The following is a 15187-nucleotide window of genomic DNA, read 5'->3' on the forward strand; positions in this document are numbered from 1 at the left end:
CCGACGTCATGTAGCGTGGGCTTCAACCCACCATTTCCCAGAAGAGCGGTGGGCCTGAAGCCCACCCTACGTAGCGAACCTCAGCCTGGCGCGAGCAGTGCGTCCAGGTCGTCCTGGTCGAAGCTGAGCTTTTCGCGCGTGCCGCCGCCTTCGAGCACGGCCTCGGCCAGTTCGGCCTTGCGCGCCTTCAGTTCCTCGATGCGTTCCTCGACGGTGTCGGCGGTGATCAGGCGGAACACGAACACCGGCTTGTCCTGGCCGATGCGGTGCGCGCGGTCGGAGGCCTGCGCCTCGGCGGCCGGATTCCACCACGGGTCGTAGTGGATCACGGTGTCGGCCGCGGTGAGGTTGAGCCCCACGCCGCCGGCCTTGAGCGAAAGCAGGAACAGCGGCACGTCGCCGTCCTGGAACCGCTGCACCGGCGCGGCGCGGTCGCGCGTCTCGCCGGTCAGCATCACGTAGCGGATGCGCTTGCGGTCCAGCTCGGCCGCGATCAGCTTGAGCATCTCGGTGAATTGCGAGAACAGCAGCACCTTGCGGCCCTCGGCGAGCAGCGCCGGGAGCATGTCCATCAGCAACTCGAACTTGGCCGATTCGCGCACGCCGCGCGCGGCCTCGAGCTTGACCAGGCGCGGGTCACAGCACACCTGGCGCAGCTTGAGCAGTGCGTCGAGCACGACGATGCCCGAGTGCGCGATACCGCGCTGCGCAATCACCTCGCGCAGCTCTTCGGCCAAGGTCAGGCGCAGGCTTTCGTACAGCTCGCGCTGGCGGCCGTCGAGCACCACGCGACGGGTGATTTCGGTCTTGGGCGGCAGTTCGGAAGCCACCTGCGCCTTGGTGCGACGGAGGATGAAGGGCGCCAGGCGCCGGTTGAGGCGCGCCTGGCAATCCTCGTCGCGCTGCTTCTCGATCGGCACGCGATAGTGGCGGCGGAAGGCGCCCTCGTCGCCGAGCAGGCCGGGCACCGCCAGGTCGATCTGCGACCACAGCTCGCCCAGGTGGTTTTCCAGCGGCGTGCCGGTCAGGCAGATGCAGCGCGGCGCGCGCAGGCTGAGCACGGCGCGGCGAGCCTGCGTGCGCGGGTTCTTCACCTGCTGCGCCTCGTCCAGCACGATCAGCGCGAACGGCTGCTTGCGCAAGGTGACGACGTCGCGCGGCAGCAGTGCGTAGCTGGTCAGCACGATGTCCTGCGCCCCCAGTTGCGAGAAATCGCCGCTGCGCTGCGGACCGTGCAACGCGAGCACCGTGAGGTCGGGCGCGAAGCGGGCGATCTCCGATTGCCAGTTCGGAATCAGGCTGGTCGGTACCACCACCAGCGCCGGTTGTGGCAGCGCGCCGCGCTGCTTGAGCGCGAGCAGGTGGGTGATCAGCTGCAGCGTTTTCCCCAGGCCCATGTCGTCGGCGAGCACGCCGCCGACACCGGCCTCGGCCAGCGCGTTCAGCCAGCGCAGGCCTTCGCGCTGGTATGGCCGCAGTTCGACCGTGACCCCCTCCGGGACCACATCGCTGGCTCGCTCGGCGGCATCGCGCAGGCGCGCGGTGAAGCCGCGCAGCGCCTCCGGTGCGCGTAGCTCGCCGCCGCTGGGGAGTGCCTCGACCAGTTCCTCCAGGCGGCCGGCCTGCACGCGCGGCAGGTGCAGCTTCTTCTTCGGGCGCTCGAGGTACTCGGCCAGCGGCGCGAGCAGGCCACGCAATTCCTTCAGGCGTACCGGTACGCGGCGGCGCTCGTCGACCGGTGCGTACCAGACGGCATCCTCGGGCTCGTTCGGCGCCGGGCTCAGGTTCAACTGGTGCTCGGCCAGCGCCTGCGCCACCGCGGGCAGCAGGTTGTGGCGCTTGCCCTCGACCTCGATGCCGATCTCCAGGTCGAACGCGTGGTCGTCGGCATCCTCGGTCGCGTTGCCGTACCACCGAACCGGGCCTTCGAGCACCTCGAACGGGAAGCTCGGCGCGTAGTCGAGCTGGAAGCCCTCGGCCTCGAGCTTGCCGCGCAGCGCCAGCCAGCGCGCGGGGGTGTTCACTTCCAGCGCGCCGGCGTAGCCCTTGCCGGGGAACAGCCAGGCGTCTTCGGGCAGGGTGTCGGCCAGGTCCCAGGGCAGGCCTTCGGTGTCCACGCCCGGTGTCAGGCCGGCGCGTTCGAGCTGCTCCATCGCGGAGAGTTCTTCCGCGCGCCGGCGGATGATCTCGACCAGGTGGCCGTTGCGCACCCGGCGTACCAGCGGCTCGCCGCCGCGGCCGGGCAGGCGCTCGCCGGCGTAGTCGAAGGCCAGCCGCGCGTAGGCCAGCGGCGGGGTGCCCGCGGCCAGGCGGGCGTGGCGGGTCAGTGCGTGCAGGGTCAGCACCGGTTTGGGCGCCAGTTCCGCACGGCGCAGCTCGTCGAATACCTGCGGCGCGGGCAGGCGCTGGCCCAGCGGGCTGTTCTTCAGGGCCCTGAGCAGCGGCCGGCCGGCTTCGTGCTTGAGTGGCGGCAGGTCCAGCCAGTGGCTTTCGCGCTTGTCCGCCTCGAGCAGGCCCAGCGTGGCGCGTTCGGCATCCAGGTACCACAGGCAATCCAGTCGCAGCAGGCGCTGGTTATGGCCGAGCGTGGGCAGCAGGCGCTGGCTGCCGTCCTGTTCCAGGTGCCAATGCCAATGGAGCGGATGCGCCTTGCCGCGCGAAAGGCGCAGGCCGGCCAGGCCGCCAAGGAAGCACGGCGCGGTATCCAGCATCTGGGCGAGCAGGGCGTCGCCGATGTGACCGGCCAGGCGCACGTAGGTGCGGCCCTTGCGCACGTTCTGCGGCAGGCCGAGCAGGGCAGCGGCCAGATGCTGTTCGTGCGGCTGCAGCGGTGCCTGGGCGAGGTGGCGGCTGTCCAGCGGCACCGGCCGCACGTAGCGGCCCGGCTCGGCCATGCCCAGCGCCACCGGCGCCACGTCCAGATGGGCCCAGGCGGCGCCGTCCTCGGGCATGACCTCCAGGAAGAAGCCGAGCACCTGGGTTTCGGTGGCGGGGGCCGCCACCGGCTTGAACAGACGGCGCCAGGCCGGCGGCAAGCCGCCTGCAGTCACGTCCTCCGCAGGGGGGGCACGATCGGCAGGCTGCTTTTCGTCCGGTTGCTGCATGCGCGTGCGATCCGCCTTGCCGGCCAAAACAGCGAGCTTAGCAAGGGGATGGGTGGTGTGCGCGTCGAGGCGCGCAAGTTCGCGCGGAGCGCGCGACGGGGGCGGGTCGCGGATCCGAATCCAGGGATGGAGCTCCAGGCGAGCCCCGACCCCTCCCCCCAGCCCTCTCCCCGGCGGGGAGAGGGGGCAAATCCGCTCAGGCGTTGCCGAACAGGCCCTGCGGATATTCCGGCTTCTGCTCGCGCGCCATCAGCATCCGCACGCCCTCGACCGGGGTGACTTCGCCGTGCAGGACGGCGCGCACACCGTTGGCGATCGGCAGGTCCAGGCCGTGCTGTTCGGCCAGGCGCGACACCTCGTCGGCGGTGACCACGCTTTCGACCACCTGGCCGATCTGGCGTACCGCCTCGTCCAGCGCGATGCCCTGGCCCAGCGCCAGGCCCAGCCGGCGGTTGCGCGAGAGGTCGCCGGTACAGGTGAGCACCAGGTCGCCCAGGCCGGACAGGCCCATCAGGGTCTCCGGCCGTGCGCCGAGCGCCAGCCCCAGGCGCAGCATCTCGTTCATGCCGCGGGTGATCAGCCCGGCACGCGCGTTGAGGCCCAGTTGCATCCCGTCAGCCACGCCGGCGGCCACGGCCAGCACGTTCTTCATGGCGCCGCCGAGTTCTGCGCCCAGCACGTCGTTGCCCGAATAGGCGCGGAAGTTGGGCGCGTGCAGCAGCGCGGCCAGCGTCTTGGCGAAGGCTTCGTCGTCCGAGTGCACGGTCACCGCGCTGGGCAGCCCCGCGGCGACCTCGCGCGCGAACGATGGCCCGGTGACGACCGCGGCCGGCCGGCCCGGCAGTTTCTGCGCCACCAGTTCGTGCAGGAAGCGCCCGGTACCCGGCTCGAAGCCCTTGGTCGCCCAGGCGATCGCGGTTTCCGGCCCGAGCAGCGGCGCCAGTTCGTCCAGCATGGCGGCGAAGGCGTGGCTCGGCACCACGATGAGCACGATGTCGGCATCGCGCACGGCCGTCGCCAGCTCCGGCTCGTAGGCGAGCGCGGCCGGCAGTTCGAGGTCGGGCAGGTAACGCTGGTTGCGGCGATTCCGTGCCATCGCCGCCAGCGCCGCGCGGTCGCGGCCCCACAGGCGCGTGGTGACACCGTTGCGCGCGGCCAGCGCGGCCAGCGCGGTGCCCCAGGAGCCGGCGCCGAGCACCGCGAGGATCGGTTGGTCCCGCATGGAATGTCGGCGTCAGCTGTTGAGCGTCGGCGCCTCGCCGCCACCGGCCATGCGGCGCTGCTGCTCCGCGAAGAGGGCGTCGAAGTTGATCGGCTGCAGCAGGAACGGCGGGAAGCCGCCTTCCAGCACCAACGAGGAGATCACCTGGCGGGCATACGGGAACAACAGGTTCGGGCAGTAGCTGCCGATGATGCCGGCATGGTCCTGCTCGCTGAAGCCGGCGATGCCGAACACGCCGGCCTGGTGCACTTCGGCCAAGTAGGCGGTGCGCTCGCCGATGGTGCAGGTCAGGGTCAGGCTGAGCACCACTTCGTACAGGCTGTTGCCCAGGTCGGTGGCGCGCTGGCCCAGGTTCAGCTGCACCTGCGGCTGGGCCTGGTCGTTCTCGCCGATGTCCTGGAAGATCTGCGGCGCATTGGGAGCCTCGAAGGACACGTCCTTGACGTAGATCTTCTGCAGCATCAGCTGCGGCATGGCCTGGCCGGCGGCCTGGTCGTTGGCGGGCGTGACTTCTGCCATCGGGAGTCCCTCGAATTCGTGAGTGTGGCGGAGCAAAGAGAGCGATTGTTCCATACATCCGGTCGCCCCGCCATCGGCCACCGAGCCGGAAGACTTGCGCAGGGTGCTGTTTTTCCGGGAGAATACGCGGCTCGATCCAGGGCTGCCCCAGTCTGCCGGGCCTTCCGCGACGCGATGCGGAAACCAAGCCGGCCCTTTCGAAGTGCGACACCCTCCAGCATCGCGTGGCGCCCGAAGCGCCGCTGGGCCGATGCCGTCCTGGCCAACGGGCGGTCACATCACCGATTACGGAGGCCCTCATGGCCCGTGTATGTCAAGTCACCGGAAAGGGTGTGCAGACCGGCAACAACGTCTCGCACGCCAACAACAAGACCCGTCGCCGCTGGTTGCCGAACCTGCACGAGCGCCGCTTCTGGGTCGCCAGCGAAAACCGTTGGGTGAAGCTGCGCGTTTCCAACGCCGCGCTGCGCACCATCGACAAGAATGGCATCGAGGCCGTGATCGCCCAGCTGCGTGCCCGCGGCGAGAAGGTCTGAGGATTGAACCATGGCTAACAAGACCCAAGACAAGATCCGCCTGATCTCCTCGGCCGGCACCGGCCACTTCTACACCACGCAGAAGAACAAGAAGAACACCCCGGAGAAGTTCGAGTTCAAGAAGTACGATCCGGTCGTGCGCAAGCACGTGATCTACAAGGAAGGCAAGATCAAGTGATCTTCGAAGAGAACCCGCCCCACGGCGGGTTTTCTTTTGGGCGCGCGGAAAGTTCCGCACGTTTATGATCCGCGCCATGGTCGACGCCCTGTTCCCCGCGCTGCTCGGCGAGCAATGGCACGCGCTGGCGTCGCCGGTGCGGCGCATGCATGGCGACGGCCCGCGCGTGCGCGCGACAGGCCAGGCCGACGTCGCCGGTACGACGCACCTGCCGGCCCGGCTCCTGCGGCGGCTGCTCGGTCTGCCCGAACCGGGCCCCGCGCAGGCGATCGAGGTGTTGATCGAACGACACCCAAGCCATGAGGCCTGGACACGACGCTTCGCCCGCGGGCAGATGCGCTCCCGCCTGGCCCGGAGCGGGTGCGGCGGCCGACTGCATGAACGCCTCGGTCCGGTGACGCTGTACTTCGAGCTGCGGCGCGCGGACGACGCGATCGACTGGAAACTTCGGGGCGGACGCCTGCTGGGCCTGCCGCTGCCGCGCGCATGGTTCGGCTCGGTGCGTTCGCGCTGCAGTGCACAGGCGGGACGCTACACCTTCGATATCGACGCGCGCCTGCCGCTGGTGGGACGGCTGGTCGCCTACCGCGGCTGGCTGGAGCCGGTCGATGACTGAACAGCCCGCGATCATCGTTTTCGACGGCGTCTGCGTGCTGTGCAGCCGCTGGGTCGACTTCGTGCTCCGGCACGACCGCGTGGGCCGCTTCCGCCTGGCCCCCATGCAGGACGCGCAAGGGCGCGCGCTGCTGCAGGCGCACGGCCTGTCGGCGGACGATCCGGTGTCGTTCCTGCTGGTGCAGGACGGGCGCGGTCACACCGATACGGATGCCATCGCGCGGGTCCTTCATGGCTTCGGCGGGCGCTGGCGCCTGGCCGCCTCGCTGCTGCGGGCGATTCCGCGCATCTGCCGCGATCCGGCCTACCGCTGGGTCGCCCGTCACCGGTACCGGCTGTTCGGGCAGCGCGCGAGTTGCCGACTGCCCGAGGAAGGGCAGGCCTAGCGCTTCCTCGACTAGCGCGGCGGAACATCGGTCCGGCGAGGCTGTCCACACAGGGTGTGCGCCCAAGCGTTTCCGCGCTGGCGGGAAACCGCGCGCCGCGTTCGCGCCCCCCCCCAGTCTGGCGTCGCCTCGCCATCGGAGACCTGCCATGTCCAAGCTCCCCCTCCGCGCCACCCTCGGCCTGGCCCTTGCCCTCGCGGTGTCCACGGCAGCCGCCGGCACCGTCAGCGTCCGCTACGACCATCCCGAGAACTTCACTGAAACGAAGGAGGTGCGGGCGTTCGCACCGTCGCGGGCTGACTCGGGCTACCTCGAGACCCTCAAGGCCTATACCGAAAAGCAGGCCGCAGCGCAGTTGCGGGAAGGCCAGACGCTGGACATCGTCGTGACCGACATCGACCGCGCCGGGTCCTACGTGCCTTCGATGGGCTCGCTGCAGCCGGTGCGCGTGGTCAAGGAGGTCTATCCGCCGCGCATCACGCTGCACTTCCGCCTGCTCGACAGCCAGGGCCGGGTGCTTCGCGAAGGCGATCGGACGCTCACCGACCTGGGATTCATGTACGACAGCCCGGGCGGTTTCTCCAACACCGATCCGCTGCGTTACGAGAAGCGCACGATCGATCGCTGGCTGGCGCGGGGACCCGCGAAACTGTGATCGTCCGGGTCGCGCGGAAGGTTCCTCTTCCCGCTGCCGCCCCACCGCAAGGCGAAAAAAAGCCCGCCATGGAGGCGGGCCTTTTCGTCATGCATTCACGTCGCTCAGGCGTTGGCCACGCGGTAGCCCTTGAGCCTTCCTGCGAACTCCTGCAGTGACCGGATGCCGCTCTGCTCGGCCTCCGCGATCCACTGCTGCAGGCCCTTCAGTGCCTGCTCGGCGCCGCGCTGTTCCATCAGCGCCGCCAGGCGGGCGCGGAAGTCGCACACGGTACGCAGCGTCGGGCGCTTGGCCAGCACGGCCTGCAGGCGGGCGCTACCTTCGCTGTCCAGCCAGCGGCCACCGTCGGCCAGTGCACGGCGCATCCGGCGCGGCATCGCCTTGAGGTTGTCGCCGGCATGGGCCGCTTCCTCGCGCAGGGTGGGCATGATCACGGCGCGGTAGTAGTCGGTCATGGCCTGGAAGCGGTGCGTAAGCACGGCCTTGAGCGTTTCCGCGTCAGGCAGGCTGACGTTCGGGTGCACGTCCAGGGAGGGCGCCACGCGCAGCACCTTGGCCAGCCCCACCGAGCGCAGCGCGCAGATGGCCGCCCAGCCGATGTCGAACTCCCACTTGCGCAGGGCGAACTTGGCCGAGCTGGGGAAGGCATGGTGGTTGTTGTGCAACTCTTCGCCGCCGATCCAGAAGCCCCACGGAATCAGGTTGCGTGCCGTGTCGGCGCTCTCGAAGTTGCGATAGCCCGCCCAGTGGCCGATGCCATTGACGAAGCCCGCAGCCCAGAACGGGATCCAGATCATCTGGACGGCCCACAGCGCCGCGCCGATCACGCCGAACAACGCCAGGCTGATCAGCAGCATCAGGGTCGGACCCCAGTACGGATGGGCACCGTAGAGCTTGTGCTCGACCCAGTCATCGGGCGTGCCGCGGCCGTACTGCTCCATGTCCTGCTTCGACTCGCAGGCATCGCGATAGAGCGAGACGCCGTCCCAGAACACCTTCTTGATGCCGTAGATCATCGGGCTGTGGGGGTCTTCCTCGGTTTCCACCTTGGCGTGGTGCTTGCGATGGACCGCGACCCATTCCTTGGTCACCATGCCCGTGGTCAGCCAGCCCCAGAAACGGAAAAAATGCGCCAGCGCAGGGTGGAAATCCACGCCGCGGTGAGTCTGGCTGCGATGCAGGTACAGGGTCACCGTGAAGATGGTGAGCTGGGTCATCACCAGCAGGTACAGCAACATCGCCGGCCAACTGGCGTGCGTCAGGCCGTTGGAGAGAAAAGTCAGCACCGCATCGAGCATCAGGAAAGCACCAGGGAAGTTGAAAGGCAGTCTATCGGAGGGGTTTCCGTACCCGCCAGCATGGTGCATTGCGCTTCAGCCATGCGTGAAACGCTCCACGCTGTTGTGTAAACGTGGGGGCACCGTGACAATCATGCAATGACTCTGCCACACCCGCTGTTAACGCTGGAGAAAGCCAGCCGCCACCGCGCCGGACGGGCCGCGGTGCAGCACCTCGACCTCACGCTCGATCGCGGCCAGGTGCTGGGACTGCTGGGCGTCAACGGCGCAGGCAAGTCCACCACGCTCTCGATGATCGCCGGCGCGCTGGCACCGGACGGCGGGCGCATCCTGCTCGACGGCGAGGATCTGGCCGAGCAGCCGGCACTCGCGCGCCGCCTGGTGGGCTGGCTGCCCGAACGTGCCCCGCTGTGGCAGGAACTGACGGTGGGGGAACATCTGGACGCGCACGGTCGCCTGCGCGGGCTGAAGGGTCCGGCGCTGAAGCAGGCACGCGGGCGCATGATCGAGCGGCTGGAGCTCGCGCCGCTGGAGCGCCGCCTGGCCGGCGTGCTCTCGCAGGGCCAGCGCCAGCGACTGGGTCTGGCCTGCGCGCTGCTGCACCAGCCGGCGTTGCTGGTGCTGGATGAGCCGGGCAATGCGCTCGATCCGGTGCAGGTCGCCGCGCTGCGCGCGCTGATCCGCGAACAGGCCGCTGCCGGCACCGCCGTGATCCTGTCCACCCACGTGCTGGCCGAGGTCACCGCGGTGTGCGATCGCGTGGCGATCCTGCACGACGGCACCCTGCGCTACACCGGCGCGCTGGAGGCCGGCGACCATGCCGCGCTGGAACAGCGCTTCTTCGCCATCGCCACCGCGAAGGCGGCCGCATGAGCACGCTGGCGATGACGCGACTGGAGCTGCGCCGTCTGTTCGTGCGTCCGCTCGCCTGGGTGCTCGGCGCGCTCACGCTCGCCTGGCTGGCGTGGAATTTCACCCTGCTGCTGGGCAGCTTCCTGGCCGCGCATATCCGGCTGGCCGCCCTGCCCGACGGCCCCGGCTACACCGACCTGGTGGCCGTGCCACTGCTGGCCAAGCTGGCCGAGCTCGCCTTCCTGGTGGTGCCGCTGCTGTCGATGTCGGCGTTGGCCGGCGAGCGCCGGGAGGGGCGCCTGGCGCTGCTGCTCGGCATGGGCCTCGAACCCTCGCGCATCGTGCTGGGCAAGTACCTCGCGCTGCTGGTATGGCTGCTGGCCTGGCTGGCGCTGGTGCTGGCGATGCCCGCGGCGCTGGCGCACGCCACCGCGATCGACTGGGGCAAGCTCGCCGCCGCCACGCTCGGCATGGCGCTGTTGCTGGCCTCGCTGGCTGCGCTGGGGCTCGCCTGTTCGGCGTTCGCCTCGCACCCGGCTCTCGCCGCGGCCGCCGCACTGGTGCTCACGCTGGGCCTGTGGGCGGTGAACATGGGTGCGCAGCTGGCCGGCGTGGAAGGCGGCGCGATCAATTGGCTGGCCATGAGCTCGCACCTGCAGCCGCTGCTGAGGGGGCTGGTGACCAGTGTCGACGTCGCGTGGTTCGCACTGCTGGCGGGTGTCTGCCTGGCGCTGGCGATCCGCCGCGTCGCGGCCGAACGGGAGCGCGGCTGATGCGCACGCTGCTTGGACGCCTGGATGGCTGGTTGTTCGCGCTGGCCCTGCTCGCCGGTGCCGGCGCCATCGGTTACCTCACCACCCGGCACGTGTTCGTCGCCGACTGGACCGCGGGCGGGCGCGCCAGCCTGTCGCCGGAGAGCCGCGCCGTACTCGGCCAGCTCGACGGGCCGGTGGAGATCGTCAGCTACGCCAACCCGCAGGGCGACCTGCGCCCGACCATCGCCGGCTTCCTCGAACGCTACCGCCGGGCCAAGCCCGACCTCACGCTGCGCTTCGTCGACCCGCAGCAGGACCCGGCGAAGATGCGCGAGCTCGGGATCACCGTCGACGGCGCGATCATCGTGCACTACCGCGGCCGCGAGCAGCGGCTGGACGAGCTGTCCGAGCGCAGCCTGACCAATGCGCTGGAGCGGCTGGCCCGTGGCGGCGAGCGCATCGTCGCCTTCGTCACCGGCGACGGCGAGCGCCGCGCTGATGGCCAGGCCAACGCGGACCTGGGTACGTTCATGGCGCAGCTCGAAAGCCGCGGCATGCGAGCGGTACCGCTCAATTTCGCCCAGGTGACGGCCGTGCCGCAGCACACCGACCTGGTCGTGCTGGCCAGTCCCTCGCTGGCACTGGAGCCGGGCGCGGTGCGTGCGCTGGTCGATTACCTGGCCAACGGCGGCAACCTCCTGTGGCTCACCGAGCCGGCCAACAGCGACCTCAACCTCGCACCGCTCGCCGACACGCTGGGTCTGCGCGTGCTGCCCGGCGTGCTGGTCGACGGCGGCGGCGCCGCGCTGGGCCTGAAGGACCCGCGCCTGCTGGCGCTGGGCGCCTATCCGCCGCACGCGATCACGCGCGGCTTCATGCTGACCACGCTGTTCCCGCAGGTCGCCGCGCTTGCGCAGATCAACAGCAACGACTGGGCGGTGCAGGACTTCCTGCAATCCGGGCCGCAAAGCTGGACCGAGTTCCAGCCGATCGGGAACGCATCGAACTCGACCATCCGCTACGACGCCGCGGCCGGCGAGTTGAAGGGCCCGCTGGCCTTCGGCCTGGCGCTGTCGCGCCTGTCGCCCAGTCCGGACAAGAGCCAGCAGCGCGTGGCCGTGATCGGTGATGGCGACTTCCTCTCCAACACCTTCCTCGGCAACGGCGGCAACCGCGCGCTGGGCGAGCGCGTGTTCGACTGGCTGCTCGGCGACGATGCGCTGGTGAGCCTGCCGCCGCGCGGCGCACCCGATCGCGTTCTGGAACTCTCGCAGACGGGACTCAACATCTTGAGCCTGGGCTTCCTGGTCGCGCTGCCGTTGCTGCTGCTGGCCATCGGCGGCGTGGTGACCTGGCGCCGGCGCCGACGTTGATGCGGCGCAAGGCACGCCAGCGCTGGATCGTCGCCGCGATCGCGTTGGCGCTGCTGGCGCTGGCCGCCGTGCAATACCTGCATGACCAGCGCGAAACGCCCGGCACGCTGCTGGGGCTGGATCCGGCCGCGATCAACTCGGTGGCGCTCGTCCTGCCTGGCCAGCCGCCGGCGCGCTACCGCCGCCATGATGGCCACTGGTGGCAGGCCGACGGCCGGCGCGCCGACGACGGCCGGCTGCAGGAGTTGACCGAGATCGCGCAGGCGCCGGTGATCGGCTGGCGGTCGACCGCGGAGTTCGACGTCGCGAAGGTCGGCCTGGCGCCTCCGCTCGCGCAGCTCACGCTGGACGGCCACGCACTCGATTTCGGCACGACCGCGGTGACCGGGCCGCTGCGTTACGTGCGGGTGGGAAACCGGATCGCACTCGTGCCGCTGCGTTACACGCCACGCCCGGCCACTCGGGACGCAGAGCGCATCCATTGATCCCGTAGGAGCGCACCCCTGTGCGCGAACCGGGCGACGTGCGGTCTCGCACAGGCATGAAAGCCGGCGCTTGTGGCACGCGTGCGGCGGTCCCATATGGGACGGATCGAAGTGTCCGAAGGAGCAGGCAATGAGCCAGCAGGTGATGGGTGTGTTCGGCATGGGCGTGATGGGACGCAGCCTGGCGCTGAACATCGAAAGCCGCGGCCACGCCGTGTCCGTCTACGACCACGATGGTGCATTCACCGACCAGGTCATGGCCGCCCATCCCGATCGCCGCCTGGTGGCGTTCCACGATCTGCCCGCCTTCGTCGCTTCGCTCGAACGGCCGCGCCGCATCCTGCTGATGATCAAGGCCGGCTCTCCGGTCGATGCCATGCTCGAGGCGCTCCAGCCGCTGCTCGAGCCGGGCGACATCGTGATCGACGGCGGCAACAGCTATTACCGCGACACCATCCGCCGCGAACGCGCGATGCAGGCGGCCGGCTTCAACTTCATCGGCTGCGGCGTCTCCGGCGGCGAGGAAGGCGCGCTGCTCGGGCCGTCGATCATGCCGGGCGGACCGCGCGAGGCCTACGCGAGGGTCGAGCCCATCCTCACCGAGATCGCCGCGCGCGCGCCCGACGGCACGCCCTGCGTGGCCTGGATGGGCCCCAACGGCGCCGGCCACTACGTGAAGATGGTGCACAACGGCATCGAGTACGGCGACATGCAGCTGATCGCCGAAAGCTACGCGGTGCTGCGCCACGTGCTCGGCCTGTCCAACGCCGAACTGGCGCGCGTCTACGCGGACTGGAACCGGGGCGAACTCGACAGCTACCTGATCGGCATCACCTCGCATATCTTCACCCGCAGGGATCCGGACACCGGCAACGACCTGGTCGACATGATCCTGGACCGCGCGCTGCAGAAAGGCACCGGTCAGTGGACCTGCCAGGATGCGCTGGAAATGCGCGTGCCATTGCCGCTGATCACCGAGGCGGTGTTCGCGCGCGGGCTGTCGGCGCAGAAGGACGAGCGCCTCGCTGCCAGCCGCGTGCTGCGCGGCCCCACGACGACCTTCGCGGGGGACCGCGCGGCATTCGTCGAATCCGTGCGTCGCGCGCTGTACCTGGGCAAGCTGATTTCCTATGCGCAGGGGTTCGCCCAGCTGCGCGCCGCCTCGACGGCCCACGACTGGGACCTCGACTACGCCACCATCGCCAGCATCTTCCGCGCCGGCTGCATCATCCGCGCCGGGTTCCTGGAACGGATCATGGAGGCCTACACGCGCGACCCGGCGCTTTCCAACCTGATGCTCGACCCCTACTTCGCCGACACGGCCACGCGCTACCAGCAGGCCCTGCGCGAGGTGGTTGCCACCGCCGTGACCTGCGGCGTCGCCACGCCCTGCCTGGCGTCCGCGATCGCGTGGTTCGACGGCTACCGCAGCGAACACCTGCCGGCCAACCTGCTGCAGGCGCAGCGGGACTTCTTCGGCGCGCACACCTTCGAAAGGATTGACCGGCCGGGCAGCTTCCACGTCCAGTGGGAGGATTGAGGCCGGCCCCGCTCACCTTCTAGCGAAAGCGATGCGGCGAGCTTGCCCGTCGAGGCGTCCCCCGCCACCCTGCCGCCATGCCTGAACTTCCCGAAGTCGAAACCACCCGCCGCGGCATTGCTCCCCACGTCGAGGGCCGTCGCGTCGCCGACGTCGTGCTGCGTCGCCCGGACCTGCGCTGGCCGATCCCGCGCGAGGTACGCGAGCTGCTGCCCGGCCAGCGCATCGAGACGGTCGAGCGACGTGCCAAGTACCTGCTGTTGCACACGCGCGCCGGCAGCGCGCTGATGCACCTGGGGATGAGCGGCATGTTGCGCGTGCTGCCGCCGGACGCACCGCTGGGCGCCCATGACCACGTCGACATTGCACTGGCCGCGGAAACCGGCCGGCCCGCGCGCGTGCTGCGCTTCACCGATCCCCGCCGCTTCGGCTGCCTGCTGTGGCAGCCACCAGGCCAGACCCACGAACTGCTCGCCGCGCTCGGCCCCGAGCCGCTCACCGACGCCTTCGACGGCGATCGGCTGTGGCGTCTGTCGCGAGGCCGCAGCGCCGCGGTCAAGCTGTTCCTGATGGACAACGCGGTGGTGGTCGGCGTGGGCAATATCTACGCCAGCGAAGCGCTGTTCGCCGCCGGCATCGACCCGCGCCGCGCGGCCGGCAAGGTCTCGCGCGAGCGCTACGCGCGGCTCGCCGCGGAGGTCAAGCGCATCCTCGGCTGGGCGATCGAGCGCGGTGGCACGACGCTGCGGGACTTCCTCAATCCCGACGGTGCGCCCGGCTACTTCTTCCGCGAACTCAACGTCTATGGCCGCGCAGGCGAACCGTGCAAGGTCTGCAACACGCCTATCCGCCAGACCGTGCTCGGCCAGCGCTCGACCTTCTGGTGCCCGCGCTGCCAGCGCTAATCAGCGGCCCCGGTACAACTGCTCGGCGCGCTGGAAAAGCACCCAGCTGGTGGCGATCACCTTGTCGCCGCCGCGCGGGCGGTTGCCGCGGTGGGTGTGGGTGAACGCCGCCGGCGCCAGCAGCAAGGCGCCGGTGCGCGGCTCAATGCTGCGCCGCTGGTACAGGAACTCGGTCTCGCCGCCGCCGAAGCCCTCGTTGAGATAGAGCGTCCACAGCAGGTGCCGGTGCAGCGTCTCGGCGTGGGGGTCGCGCGGGTACAGCTCGCAATGCCAGTAGGGGTAGCCGCCGCGGTCGGCGGCATAACGCTGCAGGTTGATCGGCCCTGGGCGAAAGACGGTTTCCACCAGCGGCGCCAGCATCGCGTCGTCCATCGCCTGCAGGCGCTCGGGGGTGAGACGTTCGGGCGCGCCGTCGGCGCCGGGCACCTGCAGCATCAGCGGCGCGACCAGCGCATGCGGGTAGCGGCGCAGGTAGTTCAGCAGTCCGGCGAACACCGCCTGGTTGAGCGCCGCCTCGGCGTCCTGCCACGCGGGCAGGCCGCTGATGCCGAGGTCCTGGCTGTCCTTCAGTTCCGGCATCACGCCGGCGCCGACCCGGCCGGGACGCAGCCCGTCGCTGGCCGCGAAACGCGCGACCAGCACGGCGCAGGTAGCCGGCGGCAAGGCATCGGGATAGAGCTCGATGAAGTCGTCTCCAGGCGAAGAGGCATGCATGCAGGGGATCAAGGTTCAGCTGCGGGAAAGCCATCCTCGCATGCCGCCCG

General features: G+C 70.0%; 16 protein-coding genes. 11 read left to right on the forward strand and 5 right to left on the reverse strand.

Going from position 1 to position 15187, the window contains the following annotated elements; genetic code table 11:
• Positions 1 to 80: 80 nt before the first annotated feature.
• The 3 genes from LQ771_RS13710 to secB all read right to left on the reverse strand — a co-directional run bounded on the left by LQ771_RS13710 (position 81) and on the right by secB (position 4845).
• Complete coding sequence (locus tag LQ771_RS13710) at positions 81 to 3104, reverse strand: DEAD/DEAH box helicase (protein WP_231349952.1); 3024 nt, start codon at positions 3102 to 3104, stop codon at positions 81 to 83.
• A 196-nt stretch (positions 3105 to 3300) separates the two neighbouring features.
• Positions 3301 to 4326, reverse strand: a complete 1026-nt coding sequence (locus LQ771_RS13715; RefSeq protein WP_231349953.1) for an NAD(P)H-dependent glycerol-3-phosphate dehydrogenase — start codon at positions 4324 to 4326, stop codon at positions 3301 to 3303.
• Between the two features lie 12 nt (positions 4327 to 4338).
• Positions 4339 to 4845 (reverse strand): protein-export chaperone SecB, encoded by a 507-nt coding sequence (gene secB, locus LQ771_RS13720; protein WP_231349954.1) that lies wholly within the window; start codon positions 4843 to 4845, stop codon positions 4339 to 4341.
• A 299-nt stretch (positions 4846 to 5144) separates the two neighbouring features.
• On the opposite strand from secB, the gene rpmB reads away from it, so the two are divergent.
• The 5 genes from rpmB (at position 5145) to LQ771_RS13745 (ending at position 7215) form a co-directional block, all read left to right on the forward strand.
• On the forward strand, positions 5145 to 5381 hold the full coding sequence (gene rpmB / locus LQ771_RS13725; RefSeq protein WP_209619039.1) for a 50S ribosomal protein L28: 237 nt from the start codon (positions 5145 to 5147) through the stop codon (positions 5379 to 5381).
• Between the two features lie 10 nt (positions 5382 to 5391).
• Positions 5392 to 5559 (forward strand): 50S ribosomal protein L33, encoded by a 168-nt coding sequence (gene rpmG / locus LQ771_RS13730; protein ID WP_017463578.1) that lies wholly within the window; start codon positions 5392 to 5394, stop codon positions 5557 to 5559.
• A 76-nt stretch (positions 5560 to 5635) separates the two neighbouring features.
• Positions 5636 to 6175, forward strand: a complete 540-nt coding sequence (locus tag LQ771_RS13735; protein ID WP_231349955.1) for a DUF4166 domain-containing protein — start codon at positions 5636 to 5638, stop codon at positions 6173 to 6175.
• A complete protein-coding gene (locus tag LQ771_RS13740; protein ID WP_231349956.1) occupies positions 6168 to 6560 on the forward strand; it encodes a thiol-disulfide oxidoreductase DCC family protein in 393 nt (130 codons plus the stop codon). Before LQ771_RS13735 ends, LQ771_RS13740 begins: the two co-directional genes overlap by 8 nt.
• Before the next feature lie 148 nt (positions 6561 to 6708).
• A complete protein-coding gene (locus tag LQ771_RS13745; RefSeq protein WP_231349957.1) occupies positions 6709 to 7215 on the forward strand; it encodes a DUF3016 domain-containing protein in 507 nt (168 codons plus the stop codon).
• A gap of 104 nt (positions 7216 to 7319) precedes the next feature.
• Here the strand turns inward: LQ771_RS13745 and LQ771_RS13750 are convergent, their stop codons facing one another.
• Entirely contained in the window at positions 7320 to 8513 is a 1194-nt protein-coding gene (locus LQ771_RS13750; RefSeq protein ID WP_231349958.1) for a DesA family fatty acid desaturase, read from the reverse strand.
• Positions 8514 to 8651: 138 nt separating this feature from the next.
• Between LQ771_RS13750 and LQ771_RS13755 the strand changes: the two genes are divergently transcribed.
• The 6 genes from LQ771_RS13755 (at position 8652) to mutM (ending at position 14423) form a co-directional block, all read left to right on the forward strand.
• Positions 8652 to 9386, forward strand: coding sequence for an ABC transporter ATP-binding protein (locus tag LQ771_RS13755; RefSeq protein WP_231349959.1), 735 nt, complete (start codon positions 8652 to 8654; stop codon positions 9384 to 9386).
• Entirely contained in the window at positions 9383 to 10138 is a 756-nt protein-coding gene (locus tag LQ771_RS13760; RefSeq protein ID WP_231349960.1) for an ABC transporter permease, read from the forward strand. Before LQ771_RS13755 ends, LQ771_RS13760 begins: the two co-directional genes overlap by 4 nt.
• Positions 10138 to 11493: a GldG family protein gene (locus LQ771_RS13765; RefSeq protein WP_231349961.1), complete on the forward strand. Its 1356-nt coding sequence runs from the start codon at positions 10138 to 10140 to the stop codon at positions 11491 to 11493. The genes LQ771_RS13760 and LQ771_RS13765 overlap by 1 nt, the downstream gene beginning before the upstream one ends.
• Positions 11493 to 11978 (forward strand): hypothetical protein, encoded by a 486-nt coding sequence (locus LQ771_RS13770; protein WP_231349962.1) that lies wholly within the window; start codon positions 11493 to 11495, stop codon positions 11976 to 11978. Before LQ771_RS13765 ends, LQ771_RS13770 begins: the two co-directional genes overlap by 1 nt.
• 130 nt (positions 11979 to 12108) lie before the next feature.
• On the forward strand, positions 12109 to 13518 hold the full coding sequence (gndA, locus tag LQ771_RS13775) for an NADP-dependent phosphogluconate dehydrogenase (RefSeq protein WP_231349963.1): 1410 nt from the start codon (positions 12109 to 12111) through the stop codon (positions 13516 to 13518).
• Positions 13519 to 13595: 77 nt separating this feature from the next.
• Positions 13596 to 14423 carry a bifunctional DNA-formamidopyrimidine glycosylase/DNA-(apurinic or apyrimidinic site) lyase gene (gene mutM / locus LQ771_RS13780; RefSeq protein ID WP_231349964.1) on the forward strand — a complete coding sequence of 276 codons (828 nt, stop codon included), beginning with the start codon at positions 13596 to 13598 and terminating at the stop codon, positions 14421 to 14423.
• On the opposite strand, the gene LQ771_RS13785 is transcribed toward mutM, so the two are convergent.
• A complete protein-coding gene (locus LQ771_RS13785) occupies positions 14424 to 15137 on the reverse strand; it encodes a 2OG-Fe(II) oxygenase (protein ID WP_231349965.1) in 714 nt (237 codons plus the stop codon). It lies immediately after the preceding gene.
• Between the last annotated feature and the right edge of the window lie 50 nt (positions 15138 to 15187).

This window comes from Frateuria soli (assembly GCF_021117385.1).
Classification (GTDB): Bacteria; Pseudomonadota; Gammaproteobacteria; order Xanthomonadales; family Rhodanobacteraceae; genus Frateuria_A; species Frateuria_A soli.

Coding starts and splice junctions, on each gene's coding strand:
- LQ771_RS13710 (WP_231349952.1), bottom strand. CDS start 3,104: ATGCAGCAACCGGACGAAAAGCAGCCTGCCGATCGTGCCCCCCCTGCG.
- LQ771_RS13715 (WP_231349953.1), bottom strand. CDS start 4,326: ATGCGGGACCAACCGATCCTCGCGGTGCTCGGCGCCGGCTCCTGGGGC.
- secB (WP_231349954.1), bottom strand. CDS start 4,845: ATGGCAGAAGTCACGCCCGCCAACGACCAGGCCGCCGGCCAGGCCATG.
- rpmB (WP_209619039.1), top strand. CDS start 5,145: ATGGCCCGTGTATGTCAAGTCACCGGAAAGGGTGTGCAGACCGGCAAC.
- rpmG (WP_017463578.1), top strand. CDS start 5,392: ATGGCTAACAAGACCCAAGACAAGATCCGCCTGATCTCCTCGGCCGGC.
- LQ771_RS13735 (WP_231349955.1), top strand. CDS start 5,636: ATGGTCGACGCCCTGTTCCCCGCGCTGCTCGGCGAGCAATGGCACGCG.
- LQ771_RS13740 (WP_231349956.1), top strand. CDS start 6,168: ATGACTGAACAGCCCGCGATCATCGTTTTCGACGGCGTCTGCGTGCTG.
- LQ771_RS13745 (WP_231349957.1), top strand. CDS start 6,709: ATGTCCAAGCTCCCCCTCCGCGCCACCCTCGGCCTGGCCCTTGCCCTC.
- LQ771_RS13750 (WP_231349958.1), bottom strand. CDS start 8,513: ATGCTCGATGCGGTGCTGACTTTTCTCTCCAACGGCCTGACGCACGCC.
- LQ771_RS13755 (WP_231349959.1), top strand. CDS start 8,652: ATGACTCTGCCACACCCGCTGTTAACGCTGGAGAAAGCCAGCCGCCAC.
- LQ771_RS13760 (WP_231349960.1), top strand. CDS start 9,383: ATGAGCACGCTGGCGATGACGCGACTGGAGCTGCGCCGTCTGTTCGTG.
- LQ771_RS13765 (WP_231349961.1), top strand. CDS start 10,138: ATGCGCACGCTGCTTGGACGCCTGGATGGCTGGTTGTTCGCGCTGGCC.
- LQ771_RS13770 (WP_231349962.1), top strand. CDS start 11,493: ATGCGGCGCAAGGCACGCCAGCGCTGGATCGTCGCCGCGATCGCGTTG.
- gndA (WP_231349963.1), top strand. CDS start 12,109: ATGAGCCAGCAGGTGATGGGTGTGTTCGGCATGGGCGTGATGGGACGC.
- mutM (WP_231349964.1), top strand. CDS start 13,596: ATGCCTGAACTTCCCGAAGTCGAAACCACCCGCCGCGGCATTGCTCCC.
- LQ771_RS13785 (WP_231349965.1), bottom strand. CDS start 15,137: ATGCATGCCTCTTCGCCTGGAGACGACTTCATCGAGCTCTATCCCGAT.